The sequence below is a fragment of the Actinoplanes sp. NPDC051851 genome, from assembly GCF_040681165.1.
In the GTDB taxonomy this organism is placed as follows: domain Bacteria; phylum Actinomycetota; class Actinomycetes; order Mycobacteriales; family Micromonosporaceae; genus Actinoplanes.
Genome location: NZ_JBFAYF010000039.1, coordinates 84,259 through 99,366, shown reverse-complemented (window position 1 = coordinate 99,366; position 15,108 = coordinate 84,259). Strand labels below are relative to the sequence as shown.

The following is a 15,108-nucleotide window of genomic DNA, read 5'->3' as shown; positions in this document are numbered from 1 at the left end:
GGCAGGATCGACAACATCCAGTGCTCCTGGGTGAAGCTGGGCGACGAGGGCACCCGGGTGATGCTCAATGGCGGGTGCAACGACCTGGGTGGAACAGCCACGCCGCCGAGGGCGGCGCGGCGGGTCAGGGAGTGATCGAGAACCGTCACGTTGTTCATAGATCGGACCAACGCGCGGACATCCGCGCGGTTACCGGCCGGCCGCTCCCGGATCGCTACCGGGACAATGATCGGATGGCACAGCGCAGGTCGTCCCGGCGACGGGTGGAGACGGTCGGCTCCGGGACCGCCGAGTTGGTACCCGACCCGGATCGGGACACCGCGTTCACCCTGCTCCTGGACGGCGCGCCGCAGTCGCACGTCGACCTCGCCGACCCCACCCACCTACAGTTCGAGTACGTCCGGCGGATGGCCGCGGCGCTCGACCTGATCGCGCCGCCGGGCCGTCCGCTGCGTGCGCTGCACCTCGGCGGGGGCGCGCTGACCCTGCCGCGCTATCTGGCGGCCACCCGGCCCGGCTCGGCGCAGCGGGTGGTCGAGATCGACGGGCCACTGGTGGAGCTGGTCCGCCGCGAGCTTCCGCTCCCGGCCAACGCCGGCATCCGGGTACGCGTGGCCGACGCCCGCGCCGCCGTCGAGGGCATGCGGGACGCGGGGTACGACGTGATCGTGCTGGACGTCTTCGCCGGCGCCCGCACCCCGGCCCACCTCGCGTCCGCCGAGTTCGCCCGGGAACTGGCCCGCGTCCTGGACCCGGCCGGCTGGCTGATCGCGAACGTGGCGGACGGGCCGCCGCTGCGCTACGCCCGTACCCAGGTGGCGACGCTCCGGTCCGCCCTGCCCCGGGCCTGCCTCGTCGCCGACGCCGCGGTGCTGCGCGGCCGCCGGTTCGGCAATCTCGTGGTGCTCGCCGGCCGGACCGAACCGCCGGTCGCCGAGCTGACCCGGCGGGCCGCCGGCGACTGGTTCCCGGGCCGCGTCGAGACCGATCTCGATCGATTCGCGGGCGGCGCCACCCCGGTCCCCGACGCGGCAGCCGTCCCGTCACCGCTCCCACCCGAAGGCCTTTTTGGTAACCGAGCGTAACGGTCACTTAGGCCGATGGTGCACCGGTGATCACTGAACGGCGTCGAATCCGAAAGAATCAGTGTGATTCCCGTCAGGTGACTGGCGACACCCGCCTTCCACGGTTGTAATCGTGTCGAGAGGGCTTACCAGCCGTCACGCCTGAACGGGGAAGGCAACCATGTTCCACCAGCACTTCCTGTCCGCGCCGGGTACCGATCTCGGTCCGCTGGACAGCGGCGAGCGGGTGCTGTGGCGCGGCCGGTGCGCCGTCGCCGAGTACGCGTTCGACGAGGCCTCCTCACTGCCGCGCTGGACGCTGCCGGAGGAGGCCGAGGTCCTCGTCACGGACCGCCGCGTTCGCTATACGTATGCGAACGAGACAACCGTGAGTAACGGAGAGCTCTTCTGGCTCTGGCCGCAGCACCTGCGCGTCCAGCCCGGCAACCGGGAGACCGGCCGGAACGCCACGGTCACCCAGCTCCAGCTGGTCTGCAACGGCCCCGGCGGCACCCACCCCGCCCTGGTCTTCGCCGGCGGCGACCTGGCCGTGGTCGGCGACGCCGACAAGCTGGCCAACGTGCTGCGCCAGGCGATCGCCCGCTTCCGGGTGGAGAACGCCAACGAGATCGGCGTACCCGCCCCGCAGGCCCGGATGCTCTCCCGCCTGGTGATAGGCCCGGAGTTCAACAACTACCAGGGCGGCGAGGGCCAGACGGTCACGCTGCTCGGCTACGTCCCGGTCCCCGGCCCCGCCCCGGAGCAGCCCGCAACCTACGCCGACCCGCAGCCGTCCCACCCGGGCACGTACGCGGCACCCGGCCCCGGCTCACCCGCACATTCCGGCTCGCCGGCGTACCCCGGTTCGCCGGCGTACCCCGGTTCGCCCGCGCATTCCGGTGCGCCCGCGCATTCCGGCTCGTCGGCGTACCCCGGTTCGCCCGCGTACTCCGGCTCACCCGTGCACGCGGGGTCGCCCGGCGGCACGCACCCGGGCGCGCACGCCGCCACGCATTACGCCGAGACGCAGCACTCGCAGCCCGACTACGTCGACGCCGAGTTCGTCGAGGCCGAGTACACGGAGTACGCCGAGCCCGTCTCCGCCATGCCCGTCTCCGGCCGTGGCTACTCCGACCGCCCCGGCACCGACGCCGACGCGCTCCGCGCCGAGGAGGCCCTGCGCGCCGAGCAGGACAGCCGCTACGCCGAGCCCGACCTGGCCTCCCGCGCCGCCAACCTGGCCGCCCGCGTCGCCAACCTGGTCTCCGCCTCCCCCAGCGAGGCCGACGGCCGCGAACGCCTCAGCGGCCAGATGACCAACCTCTCCTCCTACCTCAACCGCACCCGCGACAACGACCCCCGCGCCGGCCGCTGACCGGCCCCATCGTCCCGGCCGACCAGCCACCACCCCACCGCGTGCGGCCCAGCGCCGTGCCCGCTCGCGACTCCACGCCCGGCCAGCCCGCAACGCCGCGCCCGGCCAGCCCGCAACGCCGCGCCCGGCCAGCGGCCTCGCGCTGTCCCGCCGGCCTGTCAGTGCTTCGCGGTCGCGGCCTCCGGGGCGAAGCAGGTGCCCGCCGCGACCCGCTCGGCGTGCAGGTCGTGGGCCCGCCGCAGCAGGTCCATCAGGTCCTCGTGGCGGCTCACCCTGGTCCGGTGCCGCTCCGGCAACCCGCGCAGCTTCTCCTCCTGGTCGAGGAGCTGGTGGTAGATCTCATCGCAGTACTTCGGGTCGGTCTCCACGTCGAGGAACGCCGTCGCATGCCGCCGCGCCGCCGCCTCGTAAGTGCGCGACCGCCCTCGCGGGCTCAGCAGCGACGCCCCCACGGTGAGCGCCAGCACCCCGACGATCAGTGTGAGTGAGAGCAGCGTCGGGATCTCGACGACATCGATGCGCTCACCCTCGTTGATGAACGGCACATTGTTCTGGTGCATCGCGTGCAGCACCAGCTTGACGGCGATCAGCGCGAGGATCGCCGCCAGCCCGTACGAGAGGTAGACCAGCCGGTCCAGCAGCCCGTCGATCAGGAAGTAGAGCTGCCGGAGCCCGAGCAGCGAGAACGCCGTCGCCGTGAAGACGATGTAGACGTTCTGGGTAAGCCCGAAGATCGCCGGGATCGAGTCCAGCGCGAACAGGATGTCGGTGCCGCCGATCGCCACCATCACCAGCAGCATCGGGGTCAGCACCCGCCGCCCGTCCCGCACGGTCACCAGCTTGTCGCCGTCGTACGTGTCCGAGGTCCGCAACACCCGTCGCGCCAGCCGGATCACGACGTTGTCCGCCTGCTCGCCCTCGTCGTCCCGTTTCTCCCGCAGCAGGTTGCCCGCCGTGACCAGCAGGATCAGCCCGAAGAGGTAGAACACCCAGGCGAATGAGTTGATCAATGCCGCGCCCAGGAAGATGAACGCCGTCCGGGCGATCAGCGACACCGCGATCCCGACGAGCAGCACCTTCTGCTGGTCCGCCCGCGGCACCTTGAAGCTGCCGAGCAGGAGCAGGAACACGAAGAGGTTGTCGACCGAGAGCGCCTCCTCGGTGACATAGCCCGCGAAGTACTCGGCGCCCATCGCCGATCCGCCGAAGACCCAGACGCCCACGCCGAAGAGGATCGCGAGCGACACGTAGATCGAGGTCCACAGTGCGGCCTCACGCAACCGCGGCACATGGGCCCGCCGTACATGGACGAAGAAGTCGAAAAGCAGAAGGCCGATGATCCCCAGCACGGTCGCCAGCCACAACATGCCGCCCATCTTAGGTCTGATCGGCTGTCGTCACTGCCGCGCGCAACTGTGACGAAGTCAGGAAGAGTGCCCCGTTCAGATCCGCGCCCCGCAGATCGGTGCCGCGCATGTCGGCTCCCGTGAAGTCGGCCCGCCGCAGATCCGCGTCCCTCAGGTCCGCGCCGATCAGCAGCGCGCCGCGGAGACTCGCGCCCCGCAGGTCCGCACCGCGCATCCGCCGCCCGATCAGCTGCGCCCCGCTGTGGTCCACCAGCCGCCTGCCGACCCTCGCCCGCGCAAGCTGGCTGGCCTTGCGCAGCACCCCGTTCACCCGCTGCCGGTACGCATCCACGTCCAGCCCCACCAGCTCGCCGGCATCCCCACCGGCCAGCCGATCGGTTTCGGACAACGCCGTCTCGAGCCTGTCGTGCACCGGCCGCGCCTCCTCCAGCGCGAGCGCCTCGGTCAGCAGCCACATCAGCTCGTGCAGCTGGCGCATCACCGGCAGCAGCGCGAACATCGGCCCGGCCAGCTCGGGCGAGGACCGCCAGTCCCGCCCCGCGAACGTCTCCTGGGTGATCCGCTGCCCGGCGCCGAAGCAGTCGAACACCACGCACCCGCGGAAACCCCGCTGCGGCAGTTCCTCGTGGATCCCGCAGCGGAAGTCGTCGCCCAGGTTGCGGCAGGGCCGCCCGGCCGGTTTGTCGACGGCGAAATCCGACGACTTGGCGAACGCCGGCGCCACGCAGCAGAGCGCCGCGCACCTCGAACAGTCAGCTTCCCACCTGGTCATGCCGACCATTGTCGGCGAGCGCGGCCCTCCGGCAGTAGCCGGAGGGCCGCCGTCTTCCCACCCGGATAACCCCCGTCTACCGCTCCGGCCAGCTCCAGTGGGTACCCGCCGGCCGCCCCGTGTCGCTCACCGTCGTGGTGGTTTCCGCCACGACGGTCATCACCGTCATCACCGTCTTCAGTACCTCTTCGGTACGTCTCCCGTACGTCGATACTGTCCAGTAACATCCTTCCCGCGGCACCCGCCGCCGCCCTCTCATCCCCTGACTCATTCCCCTGAGGACTCGATGACCAGCAGGCACCGTGCCTGGCGTTCCCCCGCAAGCCTCGCTTTCGCCGCCTCCCCGTGGATCGTCATACTCGGCTGTGTCCTGGCCCTGGCCGCCCTGCTCGCGGTCACCCTCTGGAACCGCTTCGCCCCCGGCTCCACCACCGGCGGCGGCGTACCCGCGATCCCGCAGCTGACGTACGACGTACCCGGCGCGGCGTCCGGGTCCGCACCCACACCGGTGGCCTTCCCTGCCTCCGGCGACCCGTCGGCCGTCGTCTCCGGCGGCGCCGCCGGCGCACAGGTCCCCGCGAGCGCCTCAGCGCAGGCTCTCACCCCGGCCCGCGACGCCGGCCCGGCCATCGCCGTGACGTCCACGACGACGACCGCCACGACGACCACCGCCACGGCGACTCCGACCGCCGCGAGAACCACCACCTCCGCGGCCACGTCGACCCGGGACGCTTTCGCCACCATCCAGGCCGAGTCCTACGACGCCCGCAGCGGCATCACGGTGGAGACCTGTGACGAGGGCGGCAAGGACATCACCTCGATCGCGTCGGGCGATTGGGCCCGCTTCGACGACGTCGCCTTCGGCTCCACCTCACCCACCGATTTCGTCGCCCGTGTCTCCTCCGGCGTCGCCGGAGGCGCCTCGGGTCTGGTCCAGGTCCGCCTGGACTCCCCCACAGCCACCCCGATCGGCGATTTCGCCATCGACAACACCGGCGGCTGGCAGTCCTGGCGCTCCGTCCCCGGCAACGTCGGCACGATCACCGGCACACACACCGTCTACTTGACCTTCTCCACCACCGCAACGACAGACTTCGTCTCGGTGAACTGGTTCTCCTTCCGCCATTGACCCCAGGGCCGGCCGGCCCAGCCCGGCCGGCCCTGGACAACACCCCGGATCAGCGGCCGGGCCGAAGGAGAACCGCACAGGCAAGGAAGTCCTTCTCGGCCCGCCGCATCCGTCTACGGGACTGTCCACCGATCGCCGTGACGGCGGTGCGCGGAAGGCGTTGACCTGGCACTCCGCGATCGATGCGGTGCCGTTTACACCGTTTCCCGGGCAGTCCCCCGTCTCCCGTCGCAACGCAGGATTTCAGTGGGCTCGCCCTCACGGCCGTTTCAACATCATCCGGTAAGGCCGAGGATGGTGAATGGCCTGGTCATGTCGCGGTTGGCCCAGCGGGTTGCTTCGGTGATGTCGGGTCGTCCGGCCAGACGTAGCGCGTTGATCGCGAGGTTTCGGAGCGAGGCCATAACGCGTGGCCCGGAACGGGTGCGGATGCGGGATTGGTCCTCGCGGTAGCAGGTGTCGCGGATGTAGTGCAGGGTTTCGATGGCCCAGTGGCCGCGGTTGAACGTGGCGATCTCGGCGGGGTGGCTGGTGACGCCGAGTTGCGCGGCGGCGGACTGTTTGCCGTTGCTGGTGGTGACGTAGCGTTCGATCAGCCAGACCTGGCTGACGTGTGGAAACGGCAGATCCGGCGGGGCGGGCAGGACCCGGATGGTCCGGCGGGTGCTCCGGCCGTGCCCGACCTCGGTGCTCTCGTGGCCGATCCCGGTCGTGGCCCAGGGCAAGGCGTTGAGGGCGTCGAACAGCGCGGCCCGGTTCTCCTTGACTGGCAGCACGAAGTGGCCGCCCTGCTGATGGATGAGCTCAGCGGTGGCCTTGACGGTGTGCAGCGTGTCCGCGGTGACGGTCACCTGGCGCAGATCGAGGGTTTCCAGCAAGGCGCGGGCAGTCTCTGGTTCTCGGGTCTTGGCACCGTCGGTCGGTGCCTGGGCGATGATGACGGCGACCGGGTCCGGGCCAGGGGAGCCGGCCAGGGCGGACAGCAGATGCAGTTGCTCGCCGTCCGGGTCGGCGGCGCCGCGCACGGTCTTACCGTCCAGGCGCACCTGTGCTGGTGAATCGGTGCTGGTCGGAGCCTGTCCACCGGAGCCGGTGCGCTGGGTCGTGGTCCACTCGGCGATCACCATGTCCAGGATGTCACCGTCGGTGTCGGTGCAGACCCGCCACAGCGTCGAGCGTGACGGCCGTCCGCCAGGACGGGCATCGACCCGCGCATACAGGCTGTCAAGGATGTCGGTAGGTACGTCAGCGACCCAGCCGCTCGCGGTGTAGCCCTTCAACCCGGCGACCGTGGCTGCCGCGACCAGCGCGAGCACGACCGCGACCGGATGATCACGGCCCTGATCGGATCGGCCGTCGCCGACGGCGAGCAGCAGGTCGAGCAGACCGTGACACGAAGGCGTGAACGAGACGTCCCCGGACAGCGGCACGGGCGACGGATCGGTGCTGAGGGTGGCAGACTGCGGCACGACGAAGCTCCGTTTGAACCAGATCCTTGAGAAGACCTGGACTCAACGGAGCTTCGTCCATATCCGACACACCAACACAGGCATCGTCACTCACCGCCACTATCGATCATGAAACGGCCGTGGCCCAGGAACTGGGCGGCGACTTCAACCACTACTGGACCACCTTCGGCCCGACCAACGTGCAGCTACACAGGGCAGCCGCAGCAGTTGAACTCGGCGATGGCCGTGTCGCGATGGAGTGCCACGAACAGGTCGCCCCGGAAAGCTTCGCGGCCATCCCACTTGCGCAGCGCGCCCACCATTTCCTGAATCTTGCCCGCAGCTACACCCAGGTCGGCAACATCGAGAAGGCCAGCGAGATGCTGCTGGAAGGTGAGCAGCTCGCCCCCGCAGAAGTCCGGTGTCGGCCACTGGCCCACGAGGTCCTCTCCGAGGTACTGCGACGCACTCGGGGAACACCCTCAGCCCCTATCGCGGAACTGGCCGAACAGATGGGAGTGGAAGTTTAGGGGCAACCTCACCAACGGCCGCTTCGGGCCGGCGTCCTGGCCGAGTTGTGCGAAAGGTGGAGGATTTACGACAGCGACTGACTCTCGCCCGGCAACTCCGGAACGTGCAGGAGTGGGCTGACAGCCCGGTGCCGCGCGCCATATCGGCCCTCGTCGCCGAATGACTTAACGGGCCGGGTCCGTCGGCAGCCGTGAAGTCAGTAGAGGCCGACGTCGGCCAGTCGGCCGCCGGGCAGGGTGGCCAGGGCGCGTAGTACGAGGGGACGGTCCTGTTCCCGAGCCTGAGCGAGGAGTCGTTCGTCGCCGTCGAGGTCGGCGAGGAATCTGAAATGGGTGCGAAGGGCTTCCGACAGCTCGGCCGCGGTGGGGGCCGGGACGGCGAGTGCTCCGATGTCCTGTTCGTCGAACTCCCCGGTGCTGCGGTCACGGAGCCATCTCTCGGGGGTGAAGGCGGGTCCTTCGTGGCCGGGTTTCCAGAAGGTGTCGCCGGCGTGGAGGCCGTTGGCATCGACCCAGATTTTGAGGACGGCGAGACGGCGCACGAGGACGTGATCCAGTTTGCCGGTGATAGGGGTGTTGGTCATGGCCCAGCGCAGGTCGTACATGTCGCGGGCGGGAGTGGCGCGATTCAGCCGGGCGATCTTCTCGGCGATGTTCTCTTCGAGGCGGATCACCTGAAGCTGAGGTAGAACGGGTAGCCCGTACCGGGCGTGAATGGGCAAGGGCTGCCATCCGCGCAGTACCGGCGGCAGCCACGGCGGCGGATTCAGGTCGAGTTTGCTCTGCAGGGCACCGGTGTCGCCGCCGAAGCTGTGGTCGTAGGTGAGTGTCCACTTGCCGCGCCGTTCGATGACGCCGTAGCCGAAGGGGCCGACCTTGAGGCCGTCGACGGCGGCGATCAGGTTGGTGAGCGCGTCGTCGGGATCGGCGCCGATCTCGGTGCTGGAGAAGTCCAGATCGAGGGAGAACCGCCCGGCGTTTCCCGCGTACAGCTTGCGCAGCGCGGTGCCGCCCTTGAACGTCAGCGCATCGAGGACGCCGAGCCCGTGCAGGTGGCGAAGCAGCAGGTCTTGGGCGATGTCGACGATGGCGGCGTCACGGCCTTGGGCACCGGCACCACGCGGTGTATTGCCGGGCGATGTGTCCGACGGTCAGGTTGATGTCGTTCATGTGGCTGCTCGCAGGGTGCGGGGGTCGAAGGGGAGGCTGGTGTCGGCGACTTGCCAGGTGTTGTCATGGCGGCGGAGTTGTCCTCGCGGGCCGAACCAGGTTTTGCCGTGCAGGGGGCTCGACTCGCGGATCGCGCCGGCCAGGTCGGGTCGCAGCCCCTGGAGCAGATAGCCGGTGCGGGCACTGGTGGCCGACGGTCGGCCGGCCAGTTCGAGGGACAGTTCTTCCCAAGACAAGTCGGCGGCAAGTTCCGGGAGCCATTCGAGCGCACTCGCCCAGGAGCGCACGGCACCGGGCTTTGCCGTCATGTGTACGAGGATGCTTTCCGGGGCGAGCACCGGGACACCGCGCTGATCGCGATAGTGAAGGTGAGGATCGAAGACGGATGCCGCGATGTCGGCGGGTAATTGACGGGCTAGTTCAGTCGTCGCGGCGGCAACTTCGATGTGGGTCGGTACGCGATCGGCGAAGCCGAATGCCCAAGCGGCGGCCTGCAAGGTCAAGGCGCACCGCGCGGAAGTTCGTTGAGCTAGAAAGGCACGGAGGGGCATGAGCGGGTCGCTACGGGAATAGGCGCCCGCCATGGCGGCGGGTGCGAACTCCCAGACGCCGCGTTGCCCTGTTGGTAGTAGCCATCCCCGCTCACGCAGTCGCGCGGCCACGATCCGGACCGGGGTACGCAGGCCGTGGCGTTCGACGAGCTGAGCGAGTTGCTCACTCGTGACAAGCGTGGGCTGCTCAAGCTCCAATTCTTCGAGGATACCCCCCATCGAAGGCGGGATCGTCCGTGTCATCGGATGCACCTATGTATCGTGAACAGTTACTAACGATGCCAGCTTGACACCCCCTGACAGCGGTGTCAACGCAGCATGCTACGTAACTGTTAACGTTACTTGGCACGCCAATCTGACACCGCGCGCGCTCGTCACTTCCGATCACCGGACCAATGGCGGCGCGTAGCCCTCGCCGGCCGCACGCTTGCCTACTCCACGCCCAAGTACCTCAAGATCGCGGTGACCGACACCGTGTACTTACGCCCAACCCGCATCAGAGGGACGGGGAATTCGTCGTGACGCGCCATCTCGTACGCCTTACTCCGACCGATACCGAGAATCTGCCCGGCCGTCTCCAAGCTCGTCACCAAACCCAGATCGCGAACCTTCTCCGCAATCCAGATCACCCGCTCCGCCGCAGCCCGAACTCCTGCCCGAGAGGTCTCGCTCGTACCGCCGCAACCGGGCGCAACAACAGATGCCAACCCCAGAATCCCCCACAGGAAACCGCCCGCATGCACAGTTCCGCCGAACCGAGGCATACGCCTGAGACCAGCGCTTTACCACACGGCCAAGCCCCGATCAGGACCAAAATCGGCAGCCATCTATGGAGCGATCTGGGCCACTTGCTGATGTTTTCTCGTCTGCGGCCACCGTACGACCACGGAGTACAGAAAGACCGCTCACCCGAGTGGATGAACGGCCTTTGAACTGCACTTCTGTGGTAGCGGGGACAGGATTTGAACCTGCGACCTCTGGGTTATGAGCCCAGCGAGCTACCGAGCTGCTCCACCCCGCGTCGGTATGAATAAAGCTTAGCTCGTCCCCCCACCCCTCCCGCAACCGGGTTACCCACAACCCCGAATCCCCCCACTGACCAGGACAACCACATCCAGAATCAACCAACAAGCCCCACCCCCACAACACCACCCCGAAGGCCCCAAAGACCAAGCAAACCAAGAAGATCGAAAAGATCGAAAAGATCGCAAGCGCACTCCGCAAGCGCACCCCGCAAGCGCACCCACCCAGGTGTAAGCGCAACCACACCCACTCAGCGCCCCCACCGCAACGCGGGGTTTCAGGGGGCTCGGCCCCCTGAGCAAAATGCGAAGAGGGGCCCCCGTTCGCGCTTTCTGCGAACAGGGGCCCCTACCACTCGTAGCGGGGACAGGATTTGAACCTGCGACCTCTGGGTTATGAGCCCAGCGAGCTACCGAGCTGCTCCACCCCGCGTCGGTATGTGTAAAGCCTAGCGCACCGTCTCCGGGACCTGCAAAACGGGTCCCGGAGACGGCGGACACACTGCTAGCCGCCGGCGCTGGCCGACGGTGTGGCCGTGGCGGGCGCCGAGGCGCTCGCGGTCGGGCCGGCCGTGGGGGCCGTCGTCGGTGTGGTGGTGGTCGACGATGCCTTCTGGGCGTTCTGGAACTCGGTCATCGCGGCATCGAGGGCGGCGAGTGCCTCGCCCTGCTTCGCGAAGTCACCGGATTTCTGCGCGGCGCGGAGAGATTCGATGGCCGCGTCGACCTTGGCCGCGGCGGCGGAGAGGGCCGGGCTGAGCTCGGTGGGTGGCGTGGTGCCGGTGTCGGTGCCGCCGGTGTCGGTGCCGGTGTCATCGTCGGTGGACGCGTTCTTCCCGAGCTCGGCCAGGGCCTTGAGGCCGTTGGTGAGGTTGGATTCCAGCACCACGTACTCGCCGTCGCCGTACGACATCAGCACCCGTTGCAGCAGCGGCGCGGCGTTGGCCTGGGTGCTCTTCACGTAGACGGGCTCGACGTAGAGCATGCCGTCGGCGAGCGGCAACGAGATGAGGTTGCCGTAGAGCACGGTGGCCTGTCCGCTCCGGTTCAGCAGGGCCAGCTGTTGCGAGATGGTGGCGTTGTTGACCATCCGTTGATGAACCTGGACCGGGCCGGGTGTCACGGTGTTGCTGGGTAGCTCGTAGACCTGCAGCTGGGGCTCACCGTCGACGTACGACCCGGAGATCAGGGCGGCCATGTTCTCCCGGTTGGCGGGTGTCACGCCCGAGGTCAGCTGGAAGCTGGTCCCGTCCTGGTCGGGCAGCTTGACGTTCAGGTAGAACGGCGGCTGCTTGTCCCCGCTCTGCGGCGAGTCGGGCGCGTTCGGCACCTGCCAGAAGTCGTCGCCGTTGAAGAACGTCTGCGGGTCGGTGACGTGGAACTTGGTGAGCAGGTTGCGCTGCACCTTGAACATGTCGGCCGGGTAGCGGAAGTGCGCGGCGAGCGAGGCCGGGATCTCCGCCTTGGGGATCACCAGGTCACCGCCGAACGCCTGGTTCCAGGCCTTGAGCACCGGGTCCTGGTCGTCGAACTCGTAGAGCTTGACGGTCCCGTCGTACGCGTCGACGGTGGCCTTGACCGAGTTCCGCATGTAGTTGACGTCGTCCCGGGCGAGCGCGAACGACCCCTGGCCGGTCGACTCGTCCTTGGTCTCGGTCTGCAGGTTGATCTTCTGCGAGTACGGGTAGCTCTGCGAGGTCGTGTACCCGTCGAGGATCCAGACGATCTTGCCGTCCACCACGGCGGGGTACGGGTCGCCGTCGATGGTGAGGAACGGCGCGACCTTCTCGACGCGCTCCCGCGGGTTCCGGATGTACATCACCCGGGAGTTCGCGTTGACCGCGTCGGAGAGGAGGAAGTTGCTCTCGGTGTTCTTGATCGCGAAGACCAGCCGGCGGAAGAACGAGCCGATCGGGACGCCGCCGGTGCCGTCGTACGTGTAGTTCACCGAGGCGTCGCTGCTGCCCTCCTTGGGGTAGTCGAACTCGACCTTCTTGCTGCTGTCGGTCTGCCCGACGATCGCGTAGTCGGTCGACTCCTCGCCGTAGTAGATCCGCGGCTGCGTGGTCTCGATCTGGTCGCTCGACGCGGAGCAGTCGTCCGAGGCGGTCGTGTCCGCGGTGCCGAGGAAGCCGGAGACGAAGCAGGGCAGCCCGGTGGCGGAGACCTCGTTGGCCTTCGCCGCGACCAGGCCGTACCCGTGGGTGTAGACGGTGTGCCGGTTGAGCCAGTTGCGCTGCTGCGCGGTGAGCTTGGCGTCGTTGATCTCCCGGGCACCGACCACGTAGTCAGCGGTCTCGCCGTCGATCGTGTACGTGTCGACGTCCAGCTTCTCGCCGAAGTCGTAGAAGCCGCGGGACTGCTGCGACTGGGTGAACGCCTGGGAGACCAGCTGCGGGTCCATCAGCCGGACGTTCTGCGCGCTGGTGTCGGCGGTGATGGTCGCCGACGGCGCCCCGTTCTTCGGCGTGTACGAGTCGGACTGCGTGCCGGTCAGGTCGAACGCGTCCCTCGTGGCGTTGATGGCCCGTTGGATGTACGGCGCCTCCTTGTCCGAGAGGCTCGGCTTGACCTGGAAGTTCTGCACCGCGAGCGGGTAGATCCCGCCGATCGCCACCGCCGAGATGGCCAGCAGCGCCAGCGAGACGCCGGGCCAGACCAGGTTCCGCATCACCGCGTTGGAGAACACGATGATCGCCACGGCCACCACGATCGAGATGTAGGCCAGGATCTCCTTCGCCGGCAGCAGCGCGTTGACGTCGGTGTACCCGGCGCCGTACAGGCCGGGAGAGACGTGCTGCTCCAGCAGCAGGGCCCGCCGGTCGAGGACGTACGCCACCGCCTTGAGCAGCACGAAGACCGCGACCAGGGTGGTCAGGTGAGCGCGCGCCGAGGCGGTCATCCGGTCACCGACGCCCTGCAGGCGGACGCCGCCGAAGATGTAGTGCACCGCCAGCGCGCCGAGCACCGAGAGCACCACCGCGGTGAACCCGACGCCGAGGAGATAGCGCCAGAACGGGTACTCGAAGACGTAGAACCCGATGTCCACCTTGAACTCGGGGTCGGTCTGCCCGAACGACTGGGTGTTGCGGAAGAGCATCCAGTCGGTCCATCGGCTCTGCGCCGAGAGGCCGGCGAAGAAGCCGATGACCAGGCTGATCACCGCGATCCAGGTGCCCAGGCGGGGCGTCAGGATCATCCGGTAGCGCTCCAGCGTGGCCTGCTCCGCGGAGTGCGGGCGCAGCAGCGGCCGGAGTTTGTACGCCAGATAGAGGTTGCCGGCCACGACCAGGGCCATCGCCGCGCCGAACGCCAGGAACAGCAGCAGCTTGGTGAGGAGTACGCCGGTGAAGACCTGAGTGAAGTCGACCTCGGAGAACCACAGATAATCGGTGTACTCGTCGATGCCCCAGCCGAGCAGCGTGAAAAGGACGAAGACCCCCACCAGGACGCCGACGGTGACGCGACCGCGCCGGCTCATCCTCGGTAGCGGACTATTTCGCATTACCAACGTTGGCTCCACACTTCGTCGGGCCGGTGTTTCACCTTACGATGTCGCATCCGGCTTCGATACGCTGTAGAAAGCCTCCAGTCACGAGGCCGAGCAGGCCTTCGGGGTGCCTCCGGAGGTGAATGTCTTCAGGGCGGTGAGGGCGTCGTCCACCGTGGCCACCTCGGCCATCGGCAGGCCGGGCACGGCGTTGCGCAACGCCTCCGCGCAGTTGTCCTTCGGCACCAGGAAGAGCTTGGCACCGGCCGCCTTGGCGCCGTGCATCTTCTGCGGGATGCCACCGATCGCGCCGACGTTGCCGTCGTCGTCGATGGTGCCGGTCCCGGCGATGACCTTGCCGCCGGTCATGTCGTCGGGGGTCAGCTTGTCGATGATGCCGAGCGTGAACATCAGGCCGGCGCTGGGCCCGCCGATCTTGTCCAGGTCGATCGTGATGGTGAACGGGTGCGGCTGCTTGGTGTCGATCTCGACGCCGAGGCGCGGGGTCTTGTCGTCACCGCTCGCCCTGGTGGTCACCGTCCCGGTGCCGGCCTTGCCGTCCCGGGTGTACGACACGGTCAGCGCGGTGCCGGCCGGTTTGGCCCGGACCAGCGCGACCAGCTGGCTGGGGCCGGTCACCGCGGTGCCGTCGATCGCGGTGATCACGTCGTCGGCCTTCAGCACGCCGACCGCCGCGCCGCCGTCGGTCACCTTCGCCACGTACGTCTGCACGGGGTAGCCCAGCTCGCGCAGCGCCACCGTCTCGGCGCTGGTCTGCGACTGCTTCCACTCCTGCTGGTTCTGCTCCTGGACCTGCTTCTCGCTCTGGTCCGGCGGGTAGATCAGCTCGCGGGGCACCACGGCGTCGTCGTCGCTCAGCCAGCCCTGGATCGCCCAGACCAGCTCCACCTGCGACTGCACGTTGACCGTGGTGAGCCGGAGCTGCCCGGCCGAGGTCGACGTGGTCGCGTCGGTCACCTGGATGACCTCGGTACCGTTGTCGGAGCCGAGGGTGTCCACCGTCGGGCCGGGCTTGAGCACCACGTAGGGCAACGGGGCGACCATCACACCGGCGGCCAACAGGGCGGTTATCAGGGCGCCCAGGATGACGGTGACACCGCGACGTCTCATGCGCGTGAGAGTACCCACCCGCCCTGAGTTCTCTCTGAGCTGACACCGGCATCAGTCCG

8 protein-coding genes, 2 tRNA genes and 3 pseudogenes are annotated in these 15,108 nt (G+C 68.4%); 4 read left to right on the top strand and 9 right to left on the bottom strand.

Translation table 11 applies throughout. The annotated features are described in order from the left end of the window. Window positions 1-233: 233 nt before the first annotated feature. Window positions 234-1,085, top strand: a complete 852-nt coding sequence (locus tag AB0M08_RS31225) for a fused MFS/spermidine synthase (RefSeq protein WP_364500930.1) — start codon at window positions 234-236, stop codon at window positions 1,083-1,085. A 160-nt stretch (window positions 1,086-1,245) separates the two neighbouring features. Next, window positions 1,246-2,439 carry a translation initiation factor 2 gene (locus AB0M08_RS31220; RefSeq protein WP_364500927.1) on the top strand — a complete coding sequence of 398 codons (1,194 nt, stop codon included), beginning with the start codon at window positions 1,246-1,248 and terminating at the stop codon, window positions 2,437-2,439. 413 nt (window positions 2,440-2,852) lie between these two features. Here the strand turns inward: AB0M08_RS31220 and AB0M08_RS31215 are convergent. Beyond that, a pseudogene (locus tag AB0M08_RS31215) lies at window positions 2,853-3,815 on the bottom strand (TerC family protein); the annotation flags it as partial. 1 nt (window position 3,816) lies between these two features. Further along, complete coding sequence (locus tag AB0M08_RS31210) at window positions 3,817-4,578, bottom strand: pentapeptide repeat-containing protein (RefSeq protein ID WP_364500924.1); 762 nt, start codon at window positions 4,576-4,578, stop codon at window positions 3,817-3,819. 724 nt (window positions 4,579-5,302) lie between these two features. Between AB0M08_RS31210 and AB0M08_RS31205 the strand changes: the two are divergent. After that, window positions 5,303-5,707, top strand: a pseudogene (locus AB0M08_RS31205) (carbohydrate-binding protein); the annotation flags it as partial. Between the two features lie 275 nt (window positions 5,708-5,982). On the opposite strand, the gene AB0M08_RS31200 reads toward AB0M08_RS31205, so the two are convergent. Next, complete coding sequence (locus AB0M08_RS31200; RefSeq protein WP_364500941.1) at window positions 5,983-7,137, bottom strand: ISAs1 family transposase; 1,155 nt, start codon at window positions 7,135-7,137, stop codon at window positions 5,983-5,985. 170 nt (window positions 7,138-7,307) lie between these two features. On the opposite strand from AB0M08_RS31200, the pseudogene AB0M08_RS31195 reads away from it, so the two are divergent. Continuing rightward, window positions 7,308-7,685: pseudogene (locus tag AB0M08_RS31195) on the top strand (transcriptional regulator); the annotation flags it as partial. 197 nt (window positions 7,686-7,882) lie between these two features. Here the strand turns inward: AB0M08_RS31195 and AB0M08_RS31190 are convergent. From AB0M08_RS31190 to AB0M08_RS31165, 6 genes are all read right to left on the bottom strand, one after another. Then, window positions 7,883-8,677 (bottom strand): nucleotidyl transferase AbiEii/AbiGii toxin family protein, encoded by a 795-nt coding sequence (locus AB0M08_RS31190; protein ID WP_364500939.1) that lies wholly within the window; start codon window positions 8,675-8,677, stop codon window positions 7,883-7,885. 174 nt (window positions 8,678-8,851) lie between these two features. After that, window positions 8,852-9,649, bottom strand: coding sequence for a type IV toxin-antitoxin system AbiEi family antitoxin (locus AB0M08_RS31185; RefSeq protein ID WP_364500922.1), 798 nt, complete (start codon window positions 9,647-9,649; stop codon window positions 8,852-8,854). Between the two features lie 701 nt (window positions 9,650-10,350). Then, window positions 10,351-10,427, bottom strand: a tRNA-Met gene (locus AB0M08_RS31180). 360 nt (window positions 10,428-10,787) lie between these two features. Then, a tRNA-Met gene (locus AB0M08_RS31175) sits at window positions 10,788-10,861 on the bottom strand. Window positions 10,862-10,933: 72 nt separating this feature from the next. After that, a complete protein-coding gene (locus AB0M08_RS31170; protein WP_364500920.1) occupies window positions 10,934-13,909 on the bottom strand; it encodes a UPF0182 family protein in 2,976 nt (991 codons plus the stop codon). A 111-nt stretch (window positions 13,910-14,020) separates the two neighbouring features. After that, window positions 14,021-15,049 carry a PDZ domain-containing protein gene (locus AB0M08_RS31165; protein ID WP_364500917.1) on the bottom strand — a complete coding sequence of 343 codons (1,029 nt, stop codon included), beginning with the start codon at window positions 15,047-15,049 and terminating at the stop codon, window positions 14,021-14,023. Between the last annotated feature and the right edge of the window lie 59 nt (window positions 15,050-15,108).

Bases quoted from the DNA above. Each gene is read 5' to 3' on its own strand.
- AB0M08_RS31220 (WP_364500927.1), top strand. From the start codon at position 1,246: ATGTTCCACCAGCACTTCCTGTCCGCGCCGGGTACCGATCTCGGTCCG.
- AB0M08_RS31165 (WP_364500917.1), bottom strand. From the start codon at position 15,049: ATGAGACGTCGCGGTGTCACCGTCATCCTGGGCGCCCTGATAACCGCC.
- AB0M08_RS31185 (WP_364500922.1), bottom strand. From the start codon at position 9,649: ATGACACGGACGATCCCGCCTTCGATGGGGGGTATCCTCGAAGAATTG.
- AB0M08_RS31170 (WP_364500920.1), bottom strand. From the start codon at position 13,909: ATGAGCCGGCGCGGTCGCGTCACCGTCGGCGTCCTGGTGGGGGTCTTC.
- AB0M08_RS31225 (WP_364500930.1), top strand. From the start codon at position 234: ATGGCACAGCGCAGGTCGTCCCGGCGACGGGTGGAGACGGTCGGCTCC.
- AB0M08_RS31210 (WP_364500924.1), bottom strand. From the start codon at position 4,578: ATGACCAGGTGGGAAGCTGACTGTTCGAGGTGCGCGGCGCTCTGCTGC.